This window comes from Serratia sp. (in: enterobacteria) (genome assembly GCF_052400455.1).
Classification (GTDB): Bacteria; Pseudomonadota; Gammaproteobacteria; order Enterobacterales; family Enterobacteriaceae; genus Serratia; species Serratia ureilytica.
The window spans coordinates 278,568-299,596 of record NZ_CP185812.1 but is presented as its reverse complement, the minus strand read 5'-3'; the positions used below and the strand labels follow the sequence as shown (position 1 = coordinate 299,596).

8 protein-coding genes, 2 tRNA genes and 3 rRNA genes are annotated in these 21,029 nt (G+C 57.8%); 5 read left to right on the top strand and 8 right to left on the bottom strand.

Annotated elements, in window-relative coordinates:
- Positions 1–31: 31 nt before the first annotated feature.
- Positions 32–2,125, bottom strand: a complete 2,094-nt coding sequence (locus tag ACORQT_RS01350) for a TonB-dependent receptor (protein ID WP_164057953.1) — start codon at positions 2,123–2,125, stop codon at positions 32–34.
- Between the two features lie 535 nt (positions 2,126–2,660).
- On the opposite strand from ACORQT_RS01350, the gene ACORQT_RS01345 reads away from it, so the two are divergent.
- Together ACORQT_RS01345 and ACORQT_RS01340 are read left to right on the top strand one after the other, a co-directional pair.
- The gene (locus tag ACORQT_RS01345) at positions 2,661–4,271 is read left to right on the top strand and encodes a condensation domain-containing protein (RefSeq protein ID WP_164057952.1); all 1,611 of its coding nucleotides are present in this window, start codon (positions 2,661–2,663) and stop codon (positions 4,269–4,271) included.
- Positions 4,272–4,335: 64 nt separating this feature from the next.
- Entirely contained in the window at positions 4,336–7,431 is a 3,096-nt protein-coding gene (locus ACORQT_RS01340; RefSeq protein WP_164057951.1) for an amino acid adenylation domain-containing protein, read from the top strand.
- A gap of 42 nt (positions 7,432–7,473) precedes the next feature.
- Here ACORQT_RS01340 and ACORQT_RS01335 read toward each other — a convergent pair whose 3' ends face one another.
- Positions 7,474–8,817, bottom strand: coding sequence for a condensation domain-containing protein (locus ACORQT_RS01335; protein ID WP_164057950.1), 1,344 nt, complete (start codon positions 8,815–8,817; stop codon positions 7,474–7,476).
- Positions 8,818–9,091: 274 nt separating this feature from the next.
- Positions 9,092–10,408 carry a glutamate/aspartate:proton symporter GltP gene (gene gltP, locus ACORQT_RS01330; RefSeq protein ID WP_033641576.1) on the bottom strand — a complete coding sequence of 439 codons (1,317 nt, stop codon included), beginning with the start codon at positions 10,406–10,408 and terminating at the stop codon, positions 9,092–9,094.
- A 902-nt stretch (positions 10,409–11,310) separates the two neighbouring features.
- On the opposite strand from gltP, the gene acs reads away from it, so the two are divergent.
- The 3 genes from acs to actP all read left to right on the top strand — a co-directional run bounded on the left by acs (position 11,311) and on the right by actP (position 15,321).
- Entirely contained in the window at positions 11,311–13,269 is a 1,959-nt protein-coding gene (gene acs, locus ACORQT_RS01325) for an acetate--CoA ligase (protein WP_033652607.1), read from the top strand.
- A gap of 91 nt (positions 13,270–13,360) precedes the next feature.
- Positions 13,361–13,672: a DUF485 domain-containing protein gene (locus ACORQT_RS01320; protein WP_004930047.1), complete on the top strand. Its 312-nt coding sequence runs from the start codon at positions 13,361–13,363 to the stop codon at positions 13,670–13,672.
- Positions 13,669–15,321 (top strand): cation/acetate symporter ActP, encoded by a 1,653-nt coding sequence (gene actP, locus ACORQT_RS01315; protein ID WP_004930048.1) that lies wholly within the window; start codon positions 13,669–13,671, stop codon positions 15,319–15,321. Before ACORQT_RS01320 ends, actP begins: the two co-directional genes overlap by 4 nt.
- 178 nt (positions 15,322–15,499) lie before the next feature.
- Here actP and rrf read toward each other — a convergent pair.
- The 5 genes from rrf to ACORQT_RS01290 form a co-directional block, all read right to left on the bottom strand.
- Positions 15,500–15,615, bottom strand: a 5S ribosomal RNA gene (rrf, locus tag ACORQT_RS01310).
- 99 nt (positions 15,616–15,714) lie between these two features.
- A 23S ribosomal RNA gene (locus ACORQT_RS01305) occupies positions 15,715–18,622 on the bottom strand.
- A 207-nt stretch (positions 18,623–18,829) separates the two neighbouring features.
- A tRNA-Ala gene (locus ACORQT_RS01300) sits at positions 18,830–18,905 on the bottom strand.
- A 38-nt stretch (positions 18,906–18,943) separates the two neighbouring features.
- Positions 18,944–19,020: transfer RNA gene (locus ACORQT_RS01295), tRNA-Ile, on the bottom strand.
- 74 nt (positions 19,021–19,094) lie between these two features.
- Positions 19,095–20,636, bottom strand: a 16S ribosomal RNA gene (locus ACORQT_RS01290).
- The 16S, 23S and 5S rRNA genes sit together here with 2 tRNA genes alongside, the layout of an rRNA operon.
- Between the last annotated feature and the right edge of the window lie 393 nt (positions 20,637–21,029).

Sequence of the window (21,029 nt, the reverse complement as noted above, 5' to 3'; positions counted from 1 at the left end):
GGGACATTCGTCCCCCGTCACCGCGATAGCGTTAGAAAGTCAGCTCAACCGCTGCGCCGACCAGGCGGCCTCGCTGGAGCGTCGCCGTGTAAATGTCATTGCTTCTGACCATCTCGCGGCGGTCGGAATCAAACAGGTTTTTCGCATACAGCGTGGCGCGACCGTAGTCAAAGGTGTAAGCCAGCTGGGCGTTGGCCGTCCAATAGGAGCCGATGCGCCCGCGCGAGTCGTTGTCGTATTGCGAATAGTAGGAGTCGGTAAACGCCACGTTGCTGCTCAGCTCCCACCCTTTCAGGAACTGATATTTGGCGCCCATGTTGGCGGTGTAAGCCGGCGCGCGCGCCAGCTCATGCCCTTCCACGCCGCTGCCCGAGAACTTCTTGATGTCGGTTTTCAACAGGCCGAGGTTGCCGAACAGTTCGAAATCCCAGCGCGGCTGCCAGGTAGCGCCGATTTCCGCGCCGTAGGTTTCCACCTTGTCGGCGTTGCGGATCACGCTGGAGTTCTCGCCCAGCGAGTACGGCAGCTGCATATCCTTGTAATCGTTGTAGAAGATGTTACCCGTCAGCACCACGTTGGCGTCTTTCAGGTGATGGCGGGTGTACAGCTCGTAGTTCCAGACATACTCGGAACCGTAGGTGTAGCTGACCACCGGCGTGCCGATCGTGATGCCGCCGCCGCCGGCGTTATAGCCGCGTGCGATCTTGGCGCCGTAGGTTTGGGTATCCGTCGGTTTCCAGGCCACGTCCAGCTTCGGCAGGAACACGGTGTAGGTTTCATCGAAATCGATGCGCACCGCCTGGCTGCCGCCGTCGCGGCGACGATGTTCGCGCTCCAGACGGCTGGCGGCGGTCACGTCCACCTGCGGCGTCAGCGCATAGGTCAGCTCGGCGAACGCCGAATGGGTATCGGTCTTATCCTTGAAGGTCGAGCCGCCGAAGATGTTGACGAACTCATCCTGCGTGCCGTGGAAGTAACGCAGCCCCGCCAGCCCGTGCAGGCGGCTGTCCGCGCCGCCGAAGCGCACCACCGGCTCCACGTGAACTTCCTGGCCGTCGATCTCGGCGTATTGGATGTTGTAAGCGGTCGGACGGTTGATGTTGAAGTCGGTGTAGATAACGCGGTTTTCCAACGTCAGTGCGTCGGACTGCTCCCAGGCCAGATCCCAGATGGTGCTGTTCATGTTGCTTTTGAACACGGCGCGGCGCGGATCGTGGCGCGGGTTGGTCGGATGCGGCTGCGGGTTAAGGCTTTCGTTCTGCGGCGCGGTGCTGCCGAAGTGGTTGAAGGTCAGCTTGGTGGTCAGATCGCGCAGGCCGGCCGGGTTGAACAACAGCTTGGCGCGGGCGGTGGTGGCTTCCACTTCGCGCGGATCGCCTACCGGCGCATAGGCCGGCAGATCGGCTTCGCTGCGGCGGCGCTGGCGATCGACGCTGACGCGGAACGCCAGCTGATCTTCCGCCAGCGGGCCGGACGCCATGGCCGCCAACTGTGAAGAGTGCTGGTTGCCGGCCCCGCCCTTGAAGGCGCTTTCCCACTCGAAGGTCGGATCCTTACTGGCCATGACGATGGCGCCGGCGATGGCGTTGCGCCCCTGGATGTAGCTTTGCGGGCCGAGGAACACTTCGACGCGATCCAGATCCCACAGCGACTGCGGACCGAACGCCTGTTCGTTATAAGTCAGCGAACGGCCGTCCAATGACAGATTGAGGCGCGGGCGGGTGCCGCTGAGGAAAGCGTTGGCGCCGACGTTCGGGCCGGAACCGTCGATGCCGCGCACGGTCGGCAGTTCGTTGCCGATGCCCAGATCCACCACGTTGGGGGTCATGCGCAGCAGATCGGGGATCTGCACCGCATCGGGCATCGAGGCGATGCGGTTGCTGTCGAACACCTGCACGCTGGAGCCGGTGTCGAAAATGGACCGTTTGATCTTCTCACCGGTGACCAGCAGCGTTTCCGCGTCCTGGTAGGTTTCATTGCTCTTCGTTTCCGCCGCGTTGACGTTACCGATCGCCAGTGAACAAACCCCTAAAAATACGGAGGAAAATGCCCCAATGGCTTTCAACCCCGCCTTTTCCCCGTTTCCTACGCTTTCATGCCGTTGAGCCGCAAAATGCTTGCCCATAGATGTCTTCTCCTTTCATCCCAGAGGTGCACAAAATTTGATTTTTTTTTACACAACCTACATCGACACTCACACAGATCATGACGCTGCGGCCTTCCCGGCCTTGCTGTTGCTTATCCCTGCGGCAAACCCATGTCTTTCGCGGCCGAACGGGCGCGGCCCCGTCCACGGCCAAGCCGCCGGCGGAGCGGCCGGCAGCTTGTATAAAAACGTAAAATAATGTTAAGAATGATAATATTTTGCATTTTCTAATGCAAATCATTATCAATAAAGGTGTGAGGGCTGACAAGATAACTGCCAGAAACCCTTATACTTTCGCAGGAAAAACGAGCGCTGCAATAACAAGCAATCATTTCAATGCTAAGAATAATATAGATAAATTATTCACACCCAACGCCCTCTCTGCTCGGTATTGCTAAAACGCCTTATAGATAGCACCCGTGCGCCAAATGGATCAAATAATAATAATTTTCATTCCTATTAACATTTGGATATATTCTTGCAGTCTCGTTGGCTGAATCAAAATGGATACCCGATGAAAGCGTTAACCACGATGCAGGCCGCCTATTGGGTAGGCCGACAGTCCGCTCCCCCTCTGGGCGGCATGGCCGCCCACCTGTATGCGGAGTTCGACGGCGGCGAGCTGGATGCCGCTCGGCTCCGCCAGGCCGTAGAGATGTTGTACCTGCATCATCCGCTGCTGCGCCTGCGCATTACCGACGATGGCCGACAGACGATCGCGCCCCCCAGTCCCCGGCATACCTTGCATCTCGACGACTGGCGACACGCCGATGAAGCGACGCTGGCGGCCGCGCTCGCCGCCAAACGCCAGGCGAAAAGCACCCAGCTGCTGCCGCTGGAACAGGGCGTTCCCTGCGATATCAGCCTGAGCCTGCTGCCGGAAGGGCGCAGCCGCTTGCACGTCGATCTCGACATGATCGCCGGCGATGCCATGAGCTTTCGCCTGCTGATGGAGGATCTGGCGGCGTTTTATCACCAGTGTCCGGCGGCGCCCTCCCATCACGCGCCGCCGGCCTACTTCGATCACCTCGAACGACGCAACGCCGACGAGGCGCTGCGCCAGCGGCGCGAACGCAGCCAGCGTTGGTGGCGTGCTCGCCTGGCGCAGGTGCCGCCGGCGCCGCGCCTGCTGCGCACGCCGGACCGCTGCCGCAGCGATCGTTTGGCCATCCAGTTGAATGCAGAAGAAAGCCGCGCGTTGGAGAGCGTGGCCAAGCGGCACCACACCTCCCTCTCGACGCTGTTTCTGGCGCTGTTCGCGCTGGCCGTCGGCCAGGGTTGGAACATGACGCGCTTCCGGCTCAACGTGCCGCTGTTCCACCGCGAGAGCGAACGGGAAGACGCGCATCGCCTCGTCGGCGACTTCTCTAATCTGGTATTGCTCGGCGTGGAATTGAACCCGACGGAAAACCTGAACGCCTTCTGCCAACGCCTGATGGCGCAGCTGGCGGAGCTGATCGAGCATGCGGATTATCCCGGCGTCAGCGTGATGCGCGATCTGTCACGCCTGCACGGCAGCCTGCAGCCTTCGCCGGTGGTGTTTACCGCCGGTTTCGGCATCCGCGGCAAGACGCTGTTTTCCGAACGGGTCGCCGACACCTTCGGCCCTCTCGGCTGGGTCATCTCTCAGGGGCCGCAGGTCGCGCTGGATGCGCAGGTCGCCCACGTCGACGACGGCATTCTGATCAACTGGGACGTGCGGCTGGACGCGTTTCCCGAGCACGTGTTGCCACGCCTGCTGGCCTGTTACCGGGCGCTGCTGCACCTGGCCGCGCGGCAGGCGGGGGCGTTCGATCGCCCGCTGTCGCAACTGCTGGCGCAGTGTACCCCCGACGCGCTGGCGCAGCAGGCGCCGGTGCGCCAGGTGTTGCACCGCCTGCTGGCACGGGTGGCTCCCGAGGCCGGCTTGCGCGACCACGACGATATCCACCGGTTGCCTCTGCCGGATGCTGGGGTGAACGCGCTGCTAACGGTGCTCAACAAATATCTGGCGGCGGCGCTGACGGCGCAGGATCTGGCGGCGCATCCCTCCCCCGCGGCGCTGGCGGCATTGATCTGCCAACGCTCGCCCGAGGCAGGACGGCATGCGAAAACGCTGCTCGCCGCGCTGGCGCCGCAGCACTGAGATCGGTTTCCGGGCGCGCGACGTCCGGCACGTTTTAATCGGTTAGCGACTATAGGGAAGCACCATGGAGACACCATTAACCGCACTGCAGCAGGCCTATCTTCTCGGCCGCAGCGATCGATGGCCGCTCGGCGGCGTGGCGATGCACGACTTCCGCGAATACCGCGCCCGGCAGCGGGATGTGCCGCGCCTTGAAGCGCGCCTGGCCGAGCTGGTACAGCACTACCCGGCGTTGCGCACCTGCATCGATGTGCAGCGCGGCACGCAGCACGTGCGCCCGGAAATCACGCTGCATCTGGATCGCCACGACCTGCGCTCGCTGGATGACGAAGCGGCGCAGCGCCAGACGGAACAACTGCGCGAGCGTTACTCCCACCAGCGCCACGATCCGAGCCAACCGCTGTGGCGCATCGCCGTGATCCAACTTGCCGAACAGCAGGAACCGACGGGATCGCCGTACGATACGCTGATCTTTACCAGCTTTGATGCCTTGATCCTCGACGGCCAGGGGATCTCCGCCGTGATCGCGCGCCTGTTCGACGATCGCCCTCTGACGCCGACCGCCGCCGCGCTGCCGCCCCCTGCGGCATCGGCGGCGCAACGCCAGGCCGATGCCGCCTATTGGCGCGAGAAGCTGCAGGATGTCACCACCCCGTCGGCGTTGCCGTGGCGCGCCCCGCTCGCCAATCTCACCGCATCACGCTATCGCCGCGCCACCCTGACGCTGCCGCACGACACGGTCAAACAACTCGGCCGCCTGGGATCGCCGCATGCGCTGCTGCGCAACAGCCTGCTCTCGGCGCTGATCCTCGATACGCTGGCCCACTGGACCACCGACGGGGAGCTGTGCGTCGGGGTGCCGGTGGCGTTCCCCGCCGCCGACGGCGCGCTGGGCAACGCCTCCAGCTTCGTGGCGGTGCGCTATTCGCGCTATGGCGAAGACTTTATCCAGCGCGCGCAAGCCTTGCAGGACGATGTGCTCGGCGCGCTCGATCACCTGGCGTTTTCCGGCGTCGATCTGGCGCGTCAGTTGCTCGGCCAAAGCCAGGGCGGCCCGGCGCTGCCGGTGATCCTGACCAACTGTTTGGGTTGGGAAACGCTGCCGGCCGAGGCGCCGGTGCGCTTCCACGATGGCCTGACCCAAACGCCGCAGGTCGCCATTGATATCCGTCTGACGCAGGACAGCGAAAAAAACCTGCAGCTGTGCGTGGATTACGCCGAGCAGGCGCTGCACGGCGAGCAGGTAGCGGCCATGCTGGCGGCCTTGCAGCGGCGCATCCTGCACAGTTGCCAACGCGCCGATCTGGCGATCGCCCCGCGAGATTTCATCGATCTGGCGCATTACCGCCACAACGACAGCGAAGCGAATTACGCGCCTTATCCTTATCTGGCGCAGCTGGCCGAGCGGCTGTTCGGCGCGCATAACGGCGGCAACGCGCTTATCTGTGGCGAGCAGACGCTGACCTATCGCGAGCTGGGCCAGCGGATCGCCACGGCGATCGCCAACCTGCAGAGCCGCGGCGTACAGCCGGGCAACGTGGTGGCGCTGTATTTGCCGCGCAGCCCGGAACAGATCATCTTCAGCCTCGCCTGCGCCCTACAGGGGGTGATCTGGGTGCCTATCGACATCAACTCGCCGCCGGAGCGCACCGCCTACCTGCTGGAGAACTGCCGGCCGACGCTGGTGGTGCACGGCGGCGATCTGGAGACGCCGATCGGCGTGACGCCGGCTACCCTGCTGACGCCGACAGATCGCGCGCCCGCGCTGCCGGATGAACAGGCGTTGGCGGAACGCAGCGCCAGCCAGGCCGCGAGCTATTACCTGTATACCTCCGGCACCACCGGTAAACCCAAGTGCGTGGTGCTCAACAACCGCGCCACCGCCAACGTCGTGCACCAAACCCAACAGCGCTGGAGAGTCACCGCCGACGACGTCTTTATTTCCGTGACGCCGCCACACCATGACATGTCGATGTTCGATCTGTTCGGTTCGCTGTGCGCCGGCGCCACGCTGGTGCTGCCGGCGCCGCATCAGGAAAAAGACGCCATCAGTTGGAACCAACTGGTGGAAAAACATCGGGTCAGCCTGTGGTGCTCGGTGCCCGCCATTCTGGAGATGCTGCTCACCTGTAAAACGGCCGACAGCCTGCGCTCGCTGCGCTTGGTGGCGCAGGGCGGCGACTACATCAAGCCGGCGACGGTGCAAACCCTGCGCACCTTGCGCCCGGATCTCGCGCTGTTCTCACTCGGCGGGCCGACCGAAACCACCATCTGGAGCATCTGGCACCCGATCGCCCCGCAGGAGAGCGGCACCGTGCCTTACGGCCGCCCGCTGCCGGCCAACCGCTATTTCATCTGCCATGACGACGGCAGCCACTGCCCGGCCGGCGTGGTCGGCCGCATCCATACCACCGGGGTCAATCTGGCGTTGGGCTACCTGGAGCAGGGGGAGCTGAAGCAGCACGACTTCGTCACCCTTGCAGGGCCGGACGGGCAGCCGCTGCGCGCTTTCCGCACCGGCGATCAGGGCTATTACCGTGCGGACGGCAACATCATGTTCGCCACCCGGGTGAACGGCTATGTGAAGATCCGCGGCGTGCGCGTCTCGCTGCCGGAAATCGAAGACGTGCTGCGCCGCCATCCGGCGATCCGGGATATGGTGGTCGTGGATTATCCCAGCGGAGAGAACAACGAGGCGGCGCTCGGCGCCCTGTATCTGACCCGCGACGGCAAGCCGCTGCCGCTGTCCGAGATCCGCGCCTTCGCCACCGGCTATCTGCCCTGTACCCATATTCCCACGCGCTTTATCCACGCCGAGGCGCTGCCGCTGTCTGCCAACGGCAAAACCGACCGCCATCGCATCCGCGCCGACCTGAGCCAGCGGCAAACCGCGCCGGCGCTGAACGCCTGCGCAGCCCCGCCGCCGAACGCGCCTTTGGCGCGCAGCGCAGAGATCCTGACCATCTATTGGCAGGCGATCGGCGTGACGCCGCGCCCGGAATGGGGAGAAGAGACGGCGTTTATCGCCATGGGGCTGAAGCTGCCGCATATCAAACAGGTGGCGGAGCGCCTCAATGACGCTTTCGGCACCCGGCTGGGGAGCAGTGCGCTCTTGCCGTGCAAGAATGCGCGCGAAGTGGCGGCGTTACTGACAAGCTGAAGCCACACCACTCGGGCGGGGATATCCCCCGCCCGCAGGTTATCAGGCGGGCAATGCCGTCAGGGCCGCGAGCGGTTGCTCCCAGGCTTCCCGCTGCAGCGCGCGCAGCAGAAATTCTTGCAGCGCCTCGCCATAGTCCAGCGCATCCTCCGTCGGGAACTGTTCCAGATAAATATCGATATCCACCTGCAGATCGCGGGCGTCGGTGCGGCCGCGATACGTCAGGTTGAAACCGTCGCCCGAGCCGCCGGCCAATACGCGCCGGGCGCCGCGACAGCCGACAAAACGGGGCGCATCGAAGGGTTGCACGTTGATGAAGGGAGAAATAAAGAAGCGCGAGTTCGGATCCACGCCGCGATCGGCGGCCAGTTGGCGCAGACGATAGCCGGCGTGGCTGCGCAGCTCGCGCAGCTGCTGCGTCAGGGTGGTCAGAAAGCTCCCCAGCGTCTCCATTGGCGACGGCGATACCAGCAGCGGCAGGGTATTAACCGCCAGCGAAGGGACGTTGGTGGCGGCTTGCCCGCGGCGATTCATCGCCGGCATCCACATCGGCAACGCATCGCCCTGCCGGGCGTGGCGCGGCATGACCTGAAACAACCAGGCCGCCGACAGCGCCACCAGCAAGTCGGGCCAATTGATGCCACTGCGTTCCGACTGCTGCGCCAGACGTTGCGCGACTTCTGTCGGCAACCGACGGTTGACGCTCAGGCGTCGCACGCCATACTCCCCGCCCCCCTTACGCACCGTCGGCAGCGCCTGCGACGGCGGCAGATAGGCCTGCCAAAAGCGCCGATCGCGCTCGCAGCGTTCAGAATCGACGTAGGCCAACTCGGCCTGTTGAAAGGGGGCGAAAGCACCCAAAGGGATGCCCGCGCTCCCCTGGCCGAGGTAGTGCGCATAGAGCGCGGCGCAGCGGTGTTCGATTAGCGCCATGCCGAAACCGTCGACCAGAATATGGTGCGCACGCACGTACCAGAGGTAACGCTCCGGTCCCAGCTTCAGCAGCCAGGCGGCGGCTAACGGTTCGCGGTGCAGCGCCCGGTGCTGCGAGATATCCTCGTGCATCAGGTTTTGCGCCGCCTGCCAGGGATCGCGATGCGTTTGCAGATCGATACGTTGCAATGACGGTATGCGCTGTGGCTCGTGCCGTAGCGGCGGTGGATGGTCGCCACGCCGTTCGCCAAAGCGCAGGGCAAACGCCTGCGTCTCGGCGAGGGTGGCGGCGATCGCCCGGCAGAGCGCCGCTTCCTCTATTGCGCCGCACAGTTCGGTGCAATGGGCGACGGTGGATAAGGTCTGCCCAGGGTGCAAGGTGTATTCTTCCCAGAAATCAAGCTGCGCTGGCGCCAGCGGCAACCATTCAGAGGCCAAAGCGGTGTCCGACATGTTACCTACCTTTGATAAGCCTGAATAAAAGCGCCGAACGGGCGATGCTCCGCCGTTCAACGGCTTTTGTGTGTCTCCATACATCATCAAATGAAAATGATAATAACATCTATTATCATTTCCAATAATTTGGTAACACTTTAGATTCTGTTAAGCGGGGATGCAAGCGACGCAGCGGGGGCAGAGAAAAGAAAGTGGCAGGCTGAAAGGGCATAAAAACAAATCGCCCCGGGCACGGATGCCCGGGGCGTTTTCATATCCCGCTAGCCGGTGATTAGCCTTGATTGGCCGGCTTCACCTTCTGCGCCAGGAACTCCGTTTCGTAGGCCAGCGCCTTCTTGCGATCGAACTGGTGCTCCCACTTGGCGATAACCAGTACCGCCAGCGCGTTGCCCACGACGTTCAGCGCGGTGCGCGCCATATCCAGGATACGGTCCACGCCGGCGATAAACGCCAGGCCTTCCAGCGGAATGCCGACGCTGCCCAACGTCGCCAGCAGCACCACGAACGAGACGCCCGGCACGCCGGCGATCCCTTTCGAGGTCACCATCAGCGTCAGCACCAGCACGATCTCCTGCCCCAACGACAGCTCAATGCCGTACAGCTGGGCGATAAAGATGGCGGCGATGCTCTGGTACAGCGTCGAACCATCCAAATTAAAGGAGTAACCGGTCGGCACCACGAAACTGGTGATCGACTTGGGCGCGCCGTAAGCCTCCATCTTTTCGATGATGCGCGGCAGCACCGTTTCCGAACTGGCGGTGGAATAAGCCAGGATCAGTTCGTCTTTCAGGATGCGGATCAGCGTCCAGATGCGCAGGTTGCACAGCCGAGCGACCGCCCCCAGCACCACCAGGGCGAAGAACGCGATGGCGAAGTACACCAGCACCACCAGCTTGGCCAACGGCAGCAGCGAAGCGAAACCGAAGTTCGCCACCGTGACCGAAATCAGACCAAACACCCCGATCGGCGCATAGCGCATGATCATGTGGGTGACTTTGAACATGCTCTCGGACACTGCCTTGAAGACCTTCAGCAGCGGCTCTTTGGTCTCTTTCGGCAACGACGACAGCCCCAGACCGAACAGCACCGAGAAGAAGATAATCGGCAGCATGTCGCCCTTGGCCATCGACGAGAAGACGTTCGACGGGATCAGCGACAGAATGGTCGCCACCAGGCTGTGCGAACCGCTTTGCACCTGTTCGGTGGTTTTCTCATACTGCGAAATGTCCACCGTGGTCAGCGTCGACATATCGATGCCGTGACCCGGTTGGAAGACGTTGGCCAAGGTGAGCCCCACCACGATGGCGATCGTGGTGATCACTTCGAAGTAAATAATGGTTTTCAATCCGATGCGGCCCAGCTTTTTCGCATCCCCCACGCCGGCAATACCGACGATCAGCGTGGAAATAACGATCGGCACCACAATCATCTTAATCAGACGAATAAAGATATCACCCGCCGGGCTGAGAATATTGCTCACCAGCCACTCACGAGATTCGGTCTGGTTGTGCAATACCGCGCCAACAATAATACCCAGCACCAACGCGATCAGGATTTGCCAAGCCAGGCTAATTTTTACACTTTTCATACCCAAAAAGTCCTCAAAGACTCTTTGCGCCGTACAAAGTCGCAACACGGCGAAAAGAATACTTAATCATTTATTACAGGCTTATGTTAATTCAGTGGAAGCGTTCACCTGCCCTGGGTGCGACGCAGTATAAATCTGTATCATCCGGGCGGCATGCTCTGCAAGCCTTGATTTGTCAGGGTTGAGCGCTGAATCGAATCACAAAAAATTCACGCAACTATTTCAAATGGCATAATTGCTTGTTATTAAAAACATAATTTTTCATATAATGAAGCACATAACCGCGCCAGCGACGTTTTTTTGAACGCGATTAAAATGCGTTATTTTTCGTCCATTCTGCATATTTAGTCCGCATTAAATGTTTATATTTTGTTACTCAAAAGTCAAATAAATGGGAATTGACCGAGTGACATTTTCACTCATAAATGCAGCGCCGTTTTATATTCCGATTAAAAATCGAACAATTCGGCATGATGAATGCCACACGGTATTTCCCGAGTTTTCATCAGGAATTAAGCGTTAATAGAACGTTATTTCACGATGTGCCGTCCATCGTTATATCGCGTTAATACCAACTTCGAATATTAATAGCGAAAAATAATCAAAAAAGATTTATAGCGCGAAATAATGTCGGTCTCTCCCCCCCCTTATTAAGCGCGAGGCAAACACCCTCGCCTTTGTTTATTCTTTTTTGTTCTTTAGATAAGTGTTTTTGGCTAAAAAAGCGGGTTTATGATGATTTAAACGCCAAATAGATAGATACGTACTGCAAATGCGACAGAACTATTACAAATCAATATCTTTGTTGCGTGATCTGCCGCGCAAAAAAGAAACAAAGAATCGTAGCAAACTATACTTAACCTTCAGTTGACATATCATTAACAACTTCAAGGAGAAAAGCTATGAGCCAACTGCATAAACACGCTATTCCTTCTGCAATTGCAGAACGCGCCCTGATTAATCCGGCACAATACCAACAGTATTATCAACAGTCGGTTCAAGACCCAGAAGCTTTCTGGGGTGAGCATGGCAAAATCCTGGACTGGATCAAACCCTATACCAAAGTCAAAAACACCTCGTTCGATCCGGGCCACGTCAGCATCCGTTGGTTTGAAGACGGCACGTTGAACCTGGCGGCCAACTGCCTGGACCGTCATTTGGCTGAGCGCGGCGACCAGACCGCCATTATCTGGGAAGGCGATGACCCGACCCAATCCAAGAAAGTGACCTACAAACAGCTGCACCATGATGTCTGCCAATTCGCCAACGTGCTGAAAAAGCTCGGCGTGAAAAAAGGCGACGTGGTGGCTATCTATATGCCGATGGTGCCGGAAGCGGCGGTCGCGATGCTGGCCTGCGCCCGCATCGGCGCCGTACATTCGGTGATCTTCGGCGGCTTCTCACCGGAAGCGGTCGCCGGACGCATTATCGACTCCAACGCCAAACTGGTGATCACCGCCGATGAAGGCCTGCGCGCCGGCCGCGCCGTGCCGCTGAAAAAGAACGTCGACGATGCGCTGAAAAACCCCGGCGTGGTCAGCGTGGCCAACGTCGTGGTGTTCCAGCGCACCGGCAAACCGGGTTACTGGCAGGAAGGGCGCGATCTGTGGTGGCATGAGCTGACCCAGGGCGTTTCCGCCGATTGCCCGCCGGAAGAAGTGAACGCCGAAGATCCGCTGTTTATCCTGTACACCTCCGGCTCGACCGGCAAGCCAAAAGGCGTGCTGCACACCACTGGCGGCTACCTGGTGTACGCCGCGATGACCTTTAAGTATGTGTTCGACTATCACGACGGCGACATTTACTGGTGCACCGCCGACGTCGGCTGGGTCACCGGTCACAGCTATCTGCTGTACGGCCCGCTGGCCTGCGGCGCCACCACGCTGATGTTCGAAGGCGTACCTAACTATCCGGGCGTCAATCGTCTGTCGCAGGTGATAGACAAACACCAGGTCAACATTCTGTATACCGCGCCGACCGCCATTCGTGCCCTGATGGCCGAAGGCGACAAGGCGATCGAAGGCACCCGGCGCGATTCGCTGCGCATCATGGGCTCGGTCGGCGAACCGATCAACCCGGAAGCCTGGGAGTGGTACTACAACAAGATAGGCAACGCCAAATGCCCGATCGTCGACACCTGGTGGCAAACTGAAACCGGCGGCTTCATGATTACCCCGCTGCCGGGCGCCACCGAGCTGAAGGCCGGTTCCGCCACTCGGCCTTTCTTCGGCGTACAGCCGGCGCTGGTCGATAATGTCGGCACGCCGCAGGAAGGCGCCTGCGAAGGCAACCTGGTGATCGTCGATTCCTGGCCGGGCCAGGCGCGCACCCTGTTCGGCGATCATGACCGCTTCGAGCAAACCTACTTCTCGACCTTCAAAGGCATGTATTTCAGCGGCGACGGCGCCCGCCGCGACGAGGACGGTTACTACTGGATCACCGGCCGCGTCGATGACGTGCTGAACGTCTCCGGCCACCGTTTGGGCACCGCCGAGATCGAGTCCGCGCTGGTATCTCACCCGAAAATCGCCGAAGCGGCGGTGGTCGGCATTCCTCATAACATCAAAGGCCAGGCGATCTACGCCTATATCACGCTGAACCACGGCGAAGAACCGACGCCGGAGCTCTATGCCGAAGTGCGCAACTGGGTGCGCAAAGAGATAGGGCCGATCGCCACACCGGACGTGCTGCACTGGACAGACTCGCTGCCCAAAACGCGCTCCGGCAAGATCATGCGGCGTATCCTGCGCAAAATTGCCGCCGGCGACACCAGCAACCTGGGGGATACCTCCACGCTGGCGGATCCGGCTGTAGTCGACAAGCTGTTGGAAGAAAAACAATCAATGAAAGTGCCGTCATAATTTACGCCGCTTCAGGCCGCTCATTCGGATAACGCGCCGTTGAGCGGCCCTGGCGCGGCGTACTCTATCAATACCTACTGGAGACACTCTGATGAATGACACCATTTATCAAGGGATTGAAGAAAACCCGCGCTTTAAAGAGCTGGTGAGAAAACGCGGCCGGTTCGCCTGGCTGCTTTCGCTGATTACGCTGGCGCTGTACGTCGGCTTCATTTTGTTGATCGCCTTCGATCCCCAATGGCTCGGCACGCCGATCGCCGCCGGATCGACCATTACCCGCGGGATCCCGGTCGGCGTCGGGCTGATCGTGATCTCTTTCGTCTTGACCGGGATCTATGTGTTCCGCGCCAACGGCGAATTCGATCGCCTCACCGCAGAGATTCTGCGCGAGGTGAAACAATGAAGCGCTTATTGTCCGCCGCCGCGCTGCTGTTGCTGCCGGGCCTGGCCTGCGCCGACGCCATTGGCGGCGAGGTGCATCGTCAGCCGCTGAACATCCAGGCGATCGTGATGTTTATCCTGTTTGTCGGCGCCACGCTCTACATCACCTATTGGGCCTCCAAACGCACCCGTTCCCGTCAGGACTACTACACCGCGGGCGGGCGCATCACCGGTCTGCAAAACGGGCTGGCGATCGCCGGCGACTTTATGTCCGCCGCCTCGTTCCTCGGCATCTCCGCACTGGTCTATACCTCGGGCTATGACGGCCTGATCTACTCCATCGGCTTCCTCATCGGCTGGCCGATCATTCTGTTCCTGATCGCGGAACGCCTGCGCAATCTCGGCCGCTATACCTTCGCCGATGTCGCCTCTTACCGTCTGCAGCAGAAACCGATCCGCACCCTCTCGGCCTGCGGCTCGTTGGTGGTGGTGGCGTTGTATCTGATCGCGCAGATGGTCGGCGCCGGCAAGCTGATCCAGCTGCTGTTCGGGCTCAACTACCATGTGGCGGTGATCCTGGTCGGCATCCTGATGGTGCTGTACGTGCTGTTCGGCGGCATGCTGGCCACCACCTGGGTGCAGATCATCAAAGCGGTGCTGCTGTTGGCCGGCGCCAGCTTTATGGCGCTGATGGTGATGAAGTCGGTTAACTTCGACTTCAATACCCTGTTCGCCGAAGCGGTGAAGGTGCATCCGAAAGGCATCGCCATCATGAGCCCCGGCGGGCTGGTGTCCGATCCGATTTCCGCGCTGTCGCTTGGCCTGGCGCTGATGTTCGGCACCGCCGGTCTGCCGCACATCTTGATGCGTTTCTTCACCGTGAGTGACGCCAAGGAAGCGCGCAAGAGCGTGTTCTACGCCACCGGCTTTATCGGTTACTTCTATATTCTGACCTTTATCATCGGCTTCGGCGCCATCTTGCTGGTCAGCGCCAATCCGGCGTTCAAAGATGCCACCGGCGCGTTGCTGGGCGGCACCAACATGGCGGCAGTGCATCTGGCCAATGCCGTTGGCGGCAACTTCTTCCTCGGCTTTATCTCGGCGGTGGCGTTCGCCACCATTCTGGCGGTGGTTGCGGGCCTGACGCTGGCCGGCGCCTCGGCCGTGTCCCACGATCTGTACGCCAGCGTGATTAAAAACGGCAAGGCGACCGAGCGCGATGAGCTGAAGGTCTCCAAGATCACCGTCGTGGTATTAGGCCTGGTCGCCATTGCCCTGGGGATTTTGTTCGAGAAGCAGAATATCGCCTTTATGGTCGGGCTGGCGTTCTCCATCGCCGCCAGCTGTAACTTCCCTATCATCATCCTGTCGATGTACTGGTCGCGTTTGACGACCCGCGGCGCGATGATTGGCGGCTGGTTAGGCCTGCTGACAGCGGTGATTCTGATGATCCTCGGCCCGACGATCTGGGTGCAGATCCTCGGCCATGAGAAACCGATTTACCCGTACGAATACCCGGCGCTGTTCTCGATGATCGTGGCCTTTGTCGGCACCTGGCTGTTCTCGATCACCGACAGCTCACTGGCCGGGCAGCAAGAGCGGGAACGCTTCCGGGCGCAGTTTGTTCGTTCGCAAACCGGGCTGGGCATTTCTCAGGGCAGCTCGCATTGACCGAATAATAAGTGAAAAAAGCAAACACACCCTAATCAAAGGCCCTTCGGGGCCTTTTCTCTGGCTCGCTGACGGAGAAGAAGGAGGAGAAAGCAGCGCAGCGTAGCTGCGCTTTTTTGCGTTTTACGCACAGCAAAAAGCCCTGAACGTCAGTTCAGGGCTTTCTGCTTTGTTTGATGCCTGGCAGTGTCCTACTCTCGCATGGGGAGACCCCACACTACCATCGGCGCTACGGCGTTTCACTTCTGAGTTCGGCATGGGGTCAGGTGGGACCACCGCGCTATTGCCGCCAGGCAAATTCTGTTTCATTCCAACCGCCTCACTTCCATGAAGCCATCAGAACCAATCTTGGAACGTCGCTGAAAATCTCTCTAAAAACACCTTCGGTGTTGTAAGGTTAAGCCTCACGGATCATTAGTACTGGTTAGCTCAATGCATCGCTGCACTTACACACCCAACCTATCAACGTCTTAGTCTTAAACGTTCCTTTAGGAACCATAAAGGTTCTGGGAAGACTTATCTTGAGGCAAGTTTCGCACTTATATGCTTTCAGCGCTTATCTTTTCCACACTTAACTACCGGGCAATACCATTGGCATGATAACCCGAACATCAGTGGTGTGTTCACTCCGCTCCTCTCGTACTAGGAGCAACCCCTCTCAATCTTCCAACGCCCACGGCAGATAGGGACCGAACTGTCTCACGACGTTCTAAACCCAGCTCGCGTACCACTTTAAATGGCGAACAGCCATACCCTTGGGACCAACTCCAGCCCCAGGATGTGATGAGCCGACATCGAGGTGCCAAACACTGCCGTCGATATGGACTCTTGGGCAGTATTAGCCTGTTATCCCCGGAGTACCTTTTATTCGTTGAGCGATGGCCCTTCCATACAGAACCACCGGATCACTAAGACCTGCTTTCGCATCTGCTCGAGTTGTCACTCTCGCAGTTAAGCTAGCTTATGCCTTTGCACTAAAATTACGATTTCTGACCGTAATTAGCTAACCTTTGTACTCCTCCGTTACTTTTTAGGAGGAGACCGCCCCAGTCAAACTACCCACCAGACACTGTCCTCACCCCAGATTATGGGGCCGAGTTAGAACATCAAACATTAAAGGGTGGTATTTCAAGGATGGCTCCACGCAGACTGGCGTCCACGCTTCAAAGCCTCCCACCTATCCTACACATCAAGGCTCAATGTTCAGTGTCAAGCTATAGTAAAGGTTCACGGGGTCTTTCCGTCTAGCCGTAGATACACTGCATCTTCACAGCAAATTCAATTTCACTGAGTCTCAGGTGGAGACAGCCTGGCCATCATTACGCCATTCGTGCAGGTCGGAACTTACCCGACAAGGAATTTCGCTACCTTTGGACCGTTATAGTTACGGCCGCCGTTTACTGGGGCTTCGATCAAGAGCTTCGCCTTGCGGCTGACCCCATCAATTAACCTTCCAGCACCGGGCAGGCGTCACACCGTATACGTCCACTTTCGTGTTTGCACAGTGCTGTGTTTTTATTAAACAGTTGCAGCCAGCTGGTATCTTCGACTGGCTTCAGCTCCATCCGCGAGGGACTTCACCTACATGCCAGCGTGCCTTCTCCCGAAGTTACGGCACCATTTTGCCTAGTTCCTTCACCCGAGTTCTCTCAAGCGCCTTGGTATTCTCTACCTGACCACCTGTGTCGGTTTGGGGTACGATTTAATGTTACCTGGAGCTTAGAGGATTTTCCTGGAAGCAGGGCATCAACTACTTCTGCACCGTAGTGCATCGTCATCACGCCTCAGGGTTGATATGCAACCGGATTTACCAGGTCACACCCCCTACACGCTTAAACCGGGACAACCGTCGCCCGGCCAGCCTAGCCTTCTCCGTCCCCCCTTCGCAGTAACACCAAGTACAGGAATATTAACCTGTTTCCCATCGACTACGCTTTTCAGCCTCGCCTTAGGGGTCGACTCACCCTGCCCCGATTAACGTTGGACAGGAACCCTTGGTCTTCCGGCGAGCGGGCTTTTCACCTACTTTATCGTTACTTATGTCAGCATTCGCACTTCTGATACCTCCAGCAACCCTCACAGGCCACCTTCAACGGCTTACAGAACGCTCCCCTACCCAACAACGCCTAAGCGTCGCTGCCGCAGCTTCGGTGCATGGTTTAGCCCCGTTACATCTTCCGCGCAGGCCGACTCGACCAGTGAGCTATTACGCTTTCTTTAAAGGATGGCTGCTTCTAAGCCAACATCCTGGCTGTCTATGCCTTCCCACATCGTTTCCCACTTAACCATGACTTTGGGACCTTAGCTGGCGGTCTGGGTTGTTTCCCTCTTCACGACGGACGTTAGCACCCGCCGTGTGTCTCCCGTGATAACATTCTTCGGTATTCGGAGTTTGCATCGGTTTGGTAAGCCGGGATGGCCCCCTAGCCGTAACAGTGCTCTACCCTCAAAGATGAATTACATGAGGCGCTACCTAAATAGCTTTCGAGGAGAACCAGCTATCTCCCGGTTTGATTGGCCTTTCACCCCTAACCACAAGTCATCCGCTAATTTTTCAACATTAGTCAGTTCAGTCCTCCAGTTAGTGTTACCCAACCTTCAACCTGCCCATGGCTAGATCACCGGGTTTCGGGTCTATACCTTGCAACTAATCGCCCAGTTAAGACTCGGTTTCCCTTTGGCTCCCCTATACGGTTAAGCTTGCTAAAAAAAATAAGTCGCTGACCCATTATACAAAAGGTACGCAGTTACATTATTAAATGCTTCTACTGCTTGTACGTATACGGTTTCAGGTTCTATTTCACTCCCCTAACCGGGGTTCTTTTCACCTTTCCCTCACGGTACTAGTTCACTATCGGTCAATCAGGAGTATTTAGTCTTGGAGGATGGACCCCCCATATTCAGACAGGATGTCACGTGTCCCGCCCTACTCATCGAACTCACGACCTGTGCATTTTAGTGTACGGGGCTATCACCCTTTGCTGCGCGACTTTCCAGACGCTTCCACTAACACACAAGCCGATTCAGGTTCTGGGCTCCTCCCCGTTCGCTCGCCGCTACTGGGGGAATCTCGGTTGATTTCTTTTCCTCGGGGTACTTAGATGTTTCAGTTCCCCCGGTTCGCCTCATGCCACTATGTATTCATGACATGATAGTGTGTCGAAACACACTGGGTTTCCCCATTCGGGTATCGCCGGTTGTAACGGTTCATATCACCTTACCGACGCTTTTCGCAGATTAGCACGCCCTTCATCGCCTCTGACTGCCTAGGCATCCACCGTGTACGCTTAGTCACTTAACCTCACAACCCGAAGATGTTTCCATCGTTCGCGCTGCAAACATTTGAGAGACTCTATGACAGGTTACTCTTCATCCCAATACATCTACGGAGGGACAAATTTCAGCCGTCATGTTTCAATTTTCAGCTTGTTCCAGATTGTTAAAGAGCAAAATACTTCGCAGCATACTGTCGCCAATATACTCTGAAGTATTGAAATACCGGACTATATGGTGGAGCTAAGCGGGATCGAACCGCTGACCTCCTACGTGCAAAGCAGGCACTCTACCAACTGAGCTATAGCCCCATACAGTCACGTGCAGTACCTTTTCCACTTACAAGAAGTGGTAGGCCTGAGTGGAATTGAACCACCGACCTCACCCTTATCAGGGGTGTGCTCTAACCATCTGAGCTACAAGCCTATAAAGGTATTTCTGCTCGTTACTTTCTATCAGACAATCTGTGTGAGCACGCCACGCGAACTAATATCTTTAGGTAAGGAGGTGATCCAGCCACAGGTTCCCCTACAGCTACCTTGTTACGACTTCACCCCAGTCATGAATCACAAAGTGGTAAGCGCCCTCCCGAAGGTTAAGCTACCTACTTCTTTTGCAACCCACTCCCATGGTGTGACGGGCGGTGTGTACAAGGCTCGAGAACGTATTCACCGTAACATTCTGATTTACGATTACTAGCGATTCCAACTTCATGGAGTCGAGTTGCAGACTCCAATCCGGACTACGACGTACTTTATGAGGTCCGCTTGCTCTCGCGAGGTCGCTTCTCTTTGTATACGCCATTGTAGCACGTGTGTAGCCCTACTCGTAAGGGCCATGATGACTTGACGTCATCCCCACCTTCCTCCAGTTTATCACTGGCAGTCTCCTTTGAGTTCCCGGCCGAACCGCTGGCAACAAAGGATAAGGGTTGCGCTCGTTGCGGGACTTAACCCAACATTTCACAACACGAGCTGACGACAGCCATGCAGCACCTGTCTCAGAGTTCCCGAAGGCACCAATCCATCTCTGGAAAATTCTTTGGATGTCAAGAGTAGGTAAGATTTTTCGTGTTGTATCGAATTAAACCACATGCTCCACCGCTTGTGCGAGCCCCCGTCAATTCATTTGAGTTTTAACCTTGCGGTCGTAATCCCCAGGCGGTCAACTTAACGCGTTAGCTCCGGAAGCCACGCCTCAAGGGCACAACCTCCAAATCGACATCGTTTACTGCATGGACTACCAGGGTATCTAATCCTGTTTGCTCCCCATGCTTTCGCACCTGAGCGTCAGTCTTCGTCCAGGGGGCCGCCTTCGCCACCGGTATTCCTCCAGATCTCTACGCATTTCACCGCTACACCTGGAATTCTACCCCCCTCTACGAGACTCTAGCTTGCCAGTTTCAAATGCAGTTCCCAGGTTGAGCCCGGGGATTTCACATCTGACTTAACAAACCGCCTGCGTGCTCTTTACGCCCAATAATTCCGATTAACGCTTGCACCCCTCGTATTACCGCGGCTGCTGGCACGAAGTTAGCCGGTGCTTCTTCTGCGAGTAACGTCAATTGATGAACGTATTAAGTTCACCACCTTCCTCCTCGCTGAAAGTGTTTTACAACCCTAAGGCCTTCTTCACACACGCGATATAGCTGGATCAAGCTTTCGCTCATTGTCCAATATTCCCCACTGCTGCCTTCCTTAAAAGTTTGGGCCGTGTCTCAGTCCCAGTGTGGTTGTTCATCCTCTCAGACCAGCTAGGGATCGTCGCCTAGGTGAGCCATTACCCCACCTACTAGCTAATCCCATCTGGGCACATCTGATGGCAAGAGGCCCGAAGGTCCCCCTCTTTGGTCTTGCGACGTTATGCGGTATTAGCTACCGTTTCCAGTAGTTATCCCCCTCCATCAGGCAGTTTCCCAGACATTACTCACCCGTCCGCCGCTCGTCACCCAGGGAGCAAGCTCCCCTGTGCTACCGCTCGACTTGCATGTGTTAGGCTTGCCGCTAGCGTTCAATCTGAGCCATGATCAAACTCTTCAATTAAAAGCTTGATTTGCTTCCACTCGAGAAGCGATGCTCAAAGATTTACTGCATGAATTTTACTTCAGTTAGTCACTCTTCAAGACTTGATATTTTTTTGCATCCGAAGATGCTGGATATCGTCTTGTGGAGTGCCCACACAGATTGTCTGATAAATTGTTAAAGAGCAGTAAGTTAGGCGCTTTCGCTTGCTAACTCGAGGTGGCGTATATTACGCTTTCCTCTTTCAGAGTCAACCCTAATTTTCAGGATTTTTTCTCTGCGACCCCCGGATACTCTGTGAAGTTGTTCACATGTTCCGTGTCGATGGAGGCGCATTATAGGGAGTTCCTCGCAGGCCGCAACAGGTATTTTCAGCAAAAACGATCGTTAGCTGCATTCCACAGCAAAACCCCG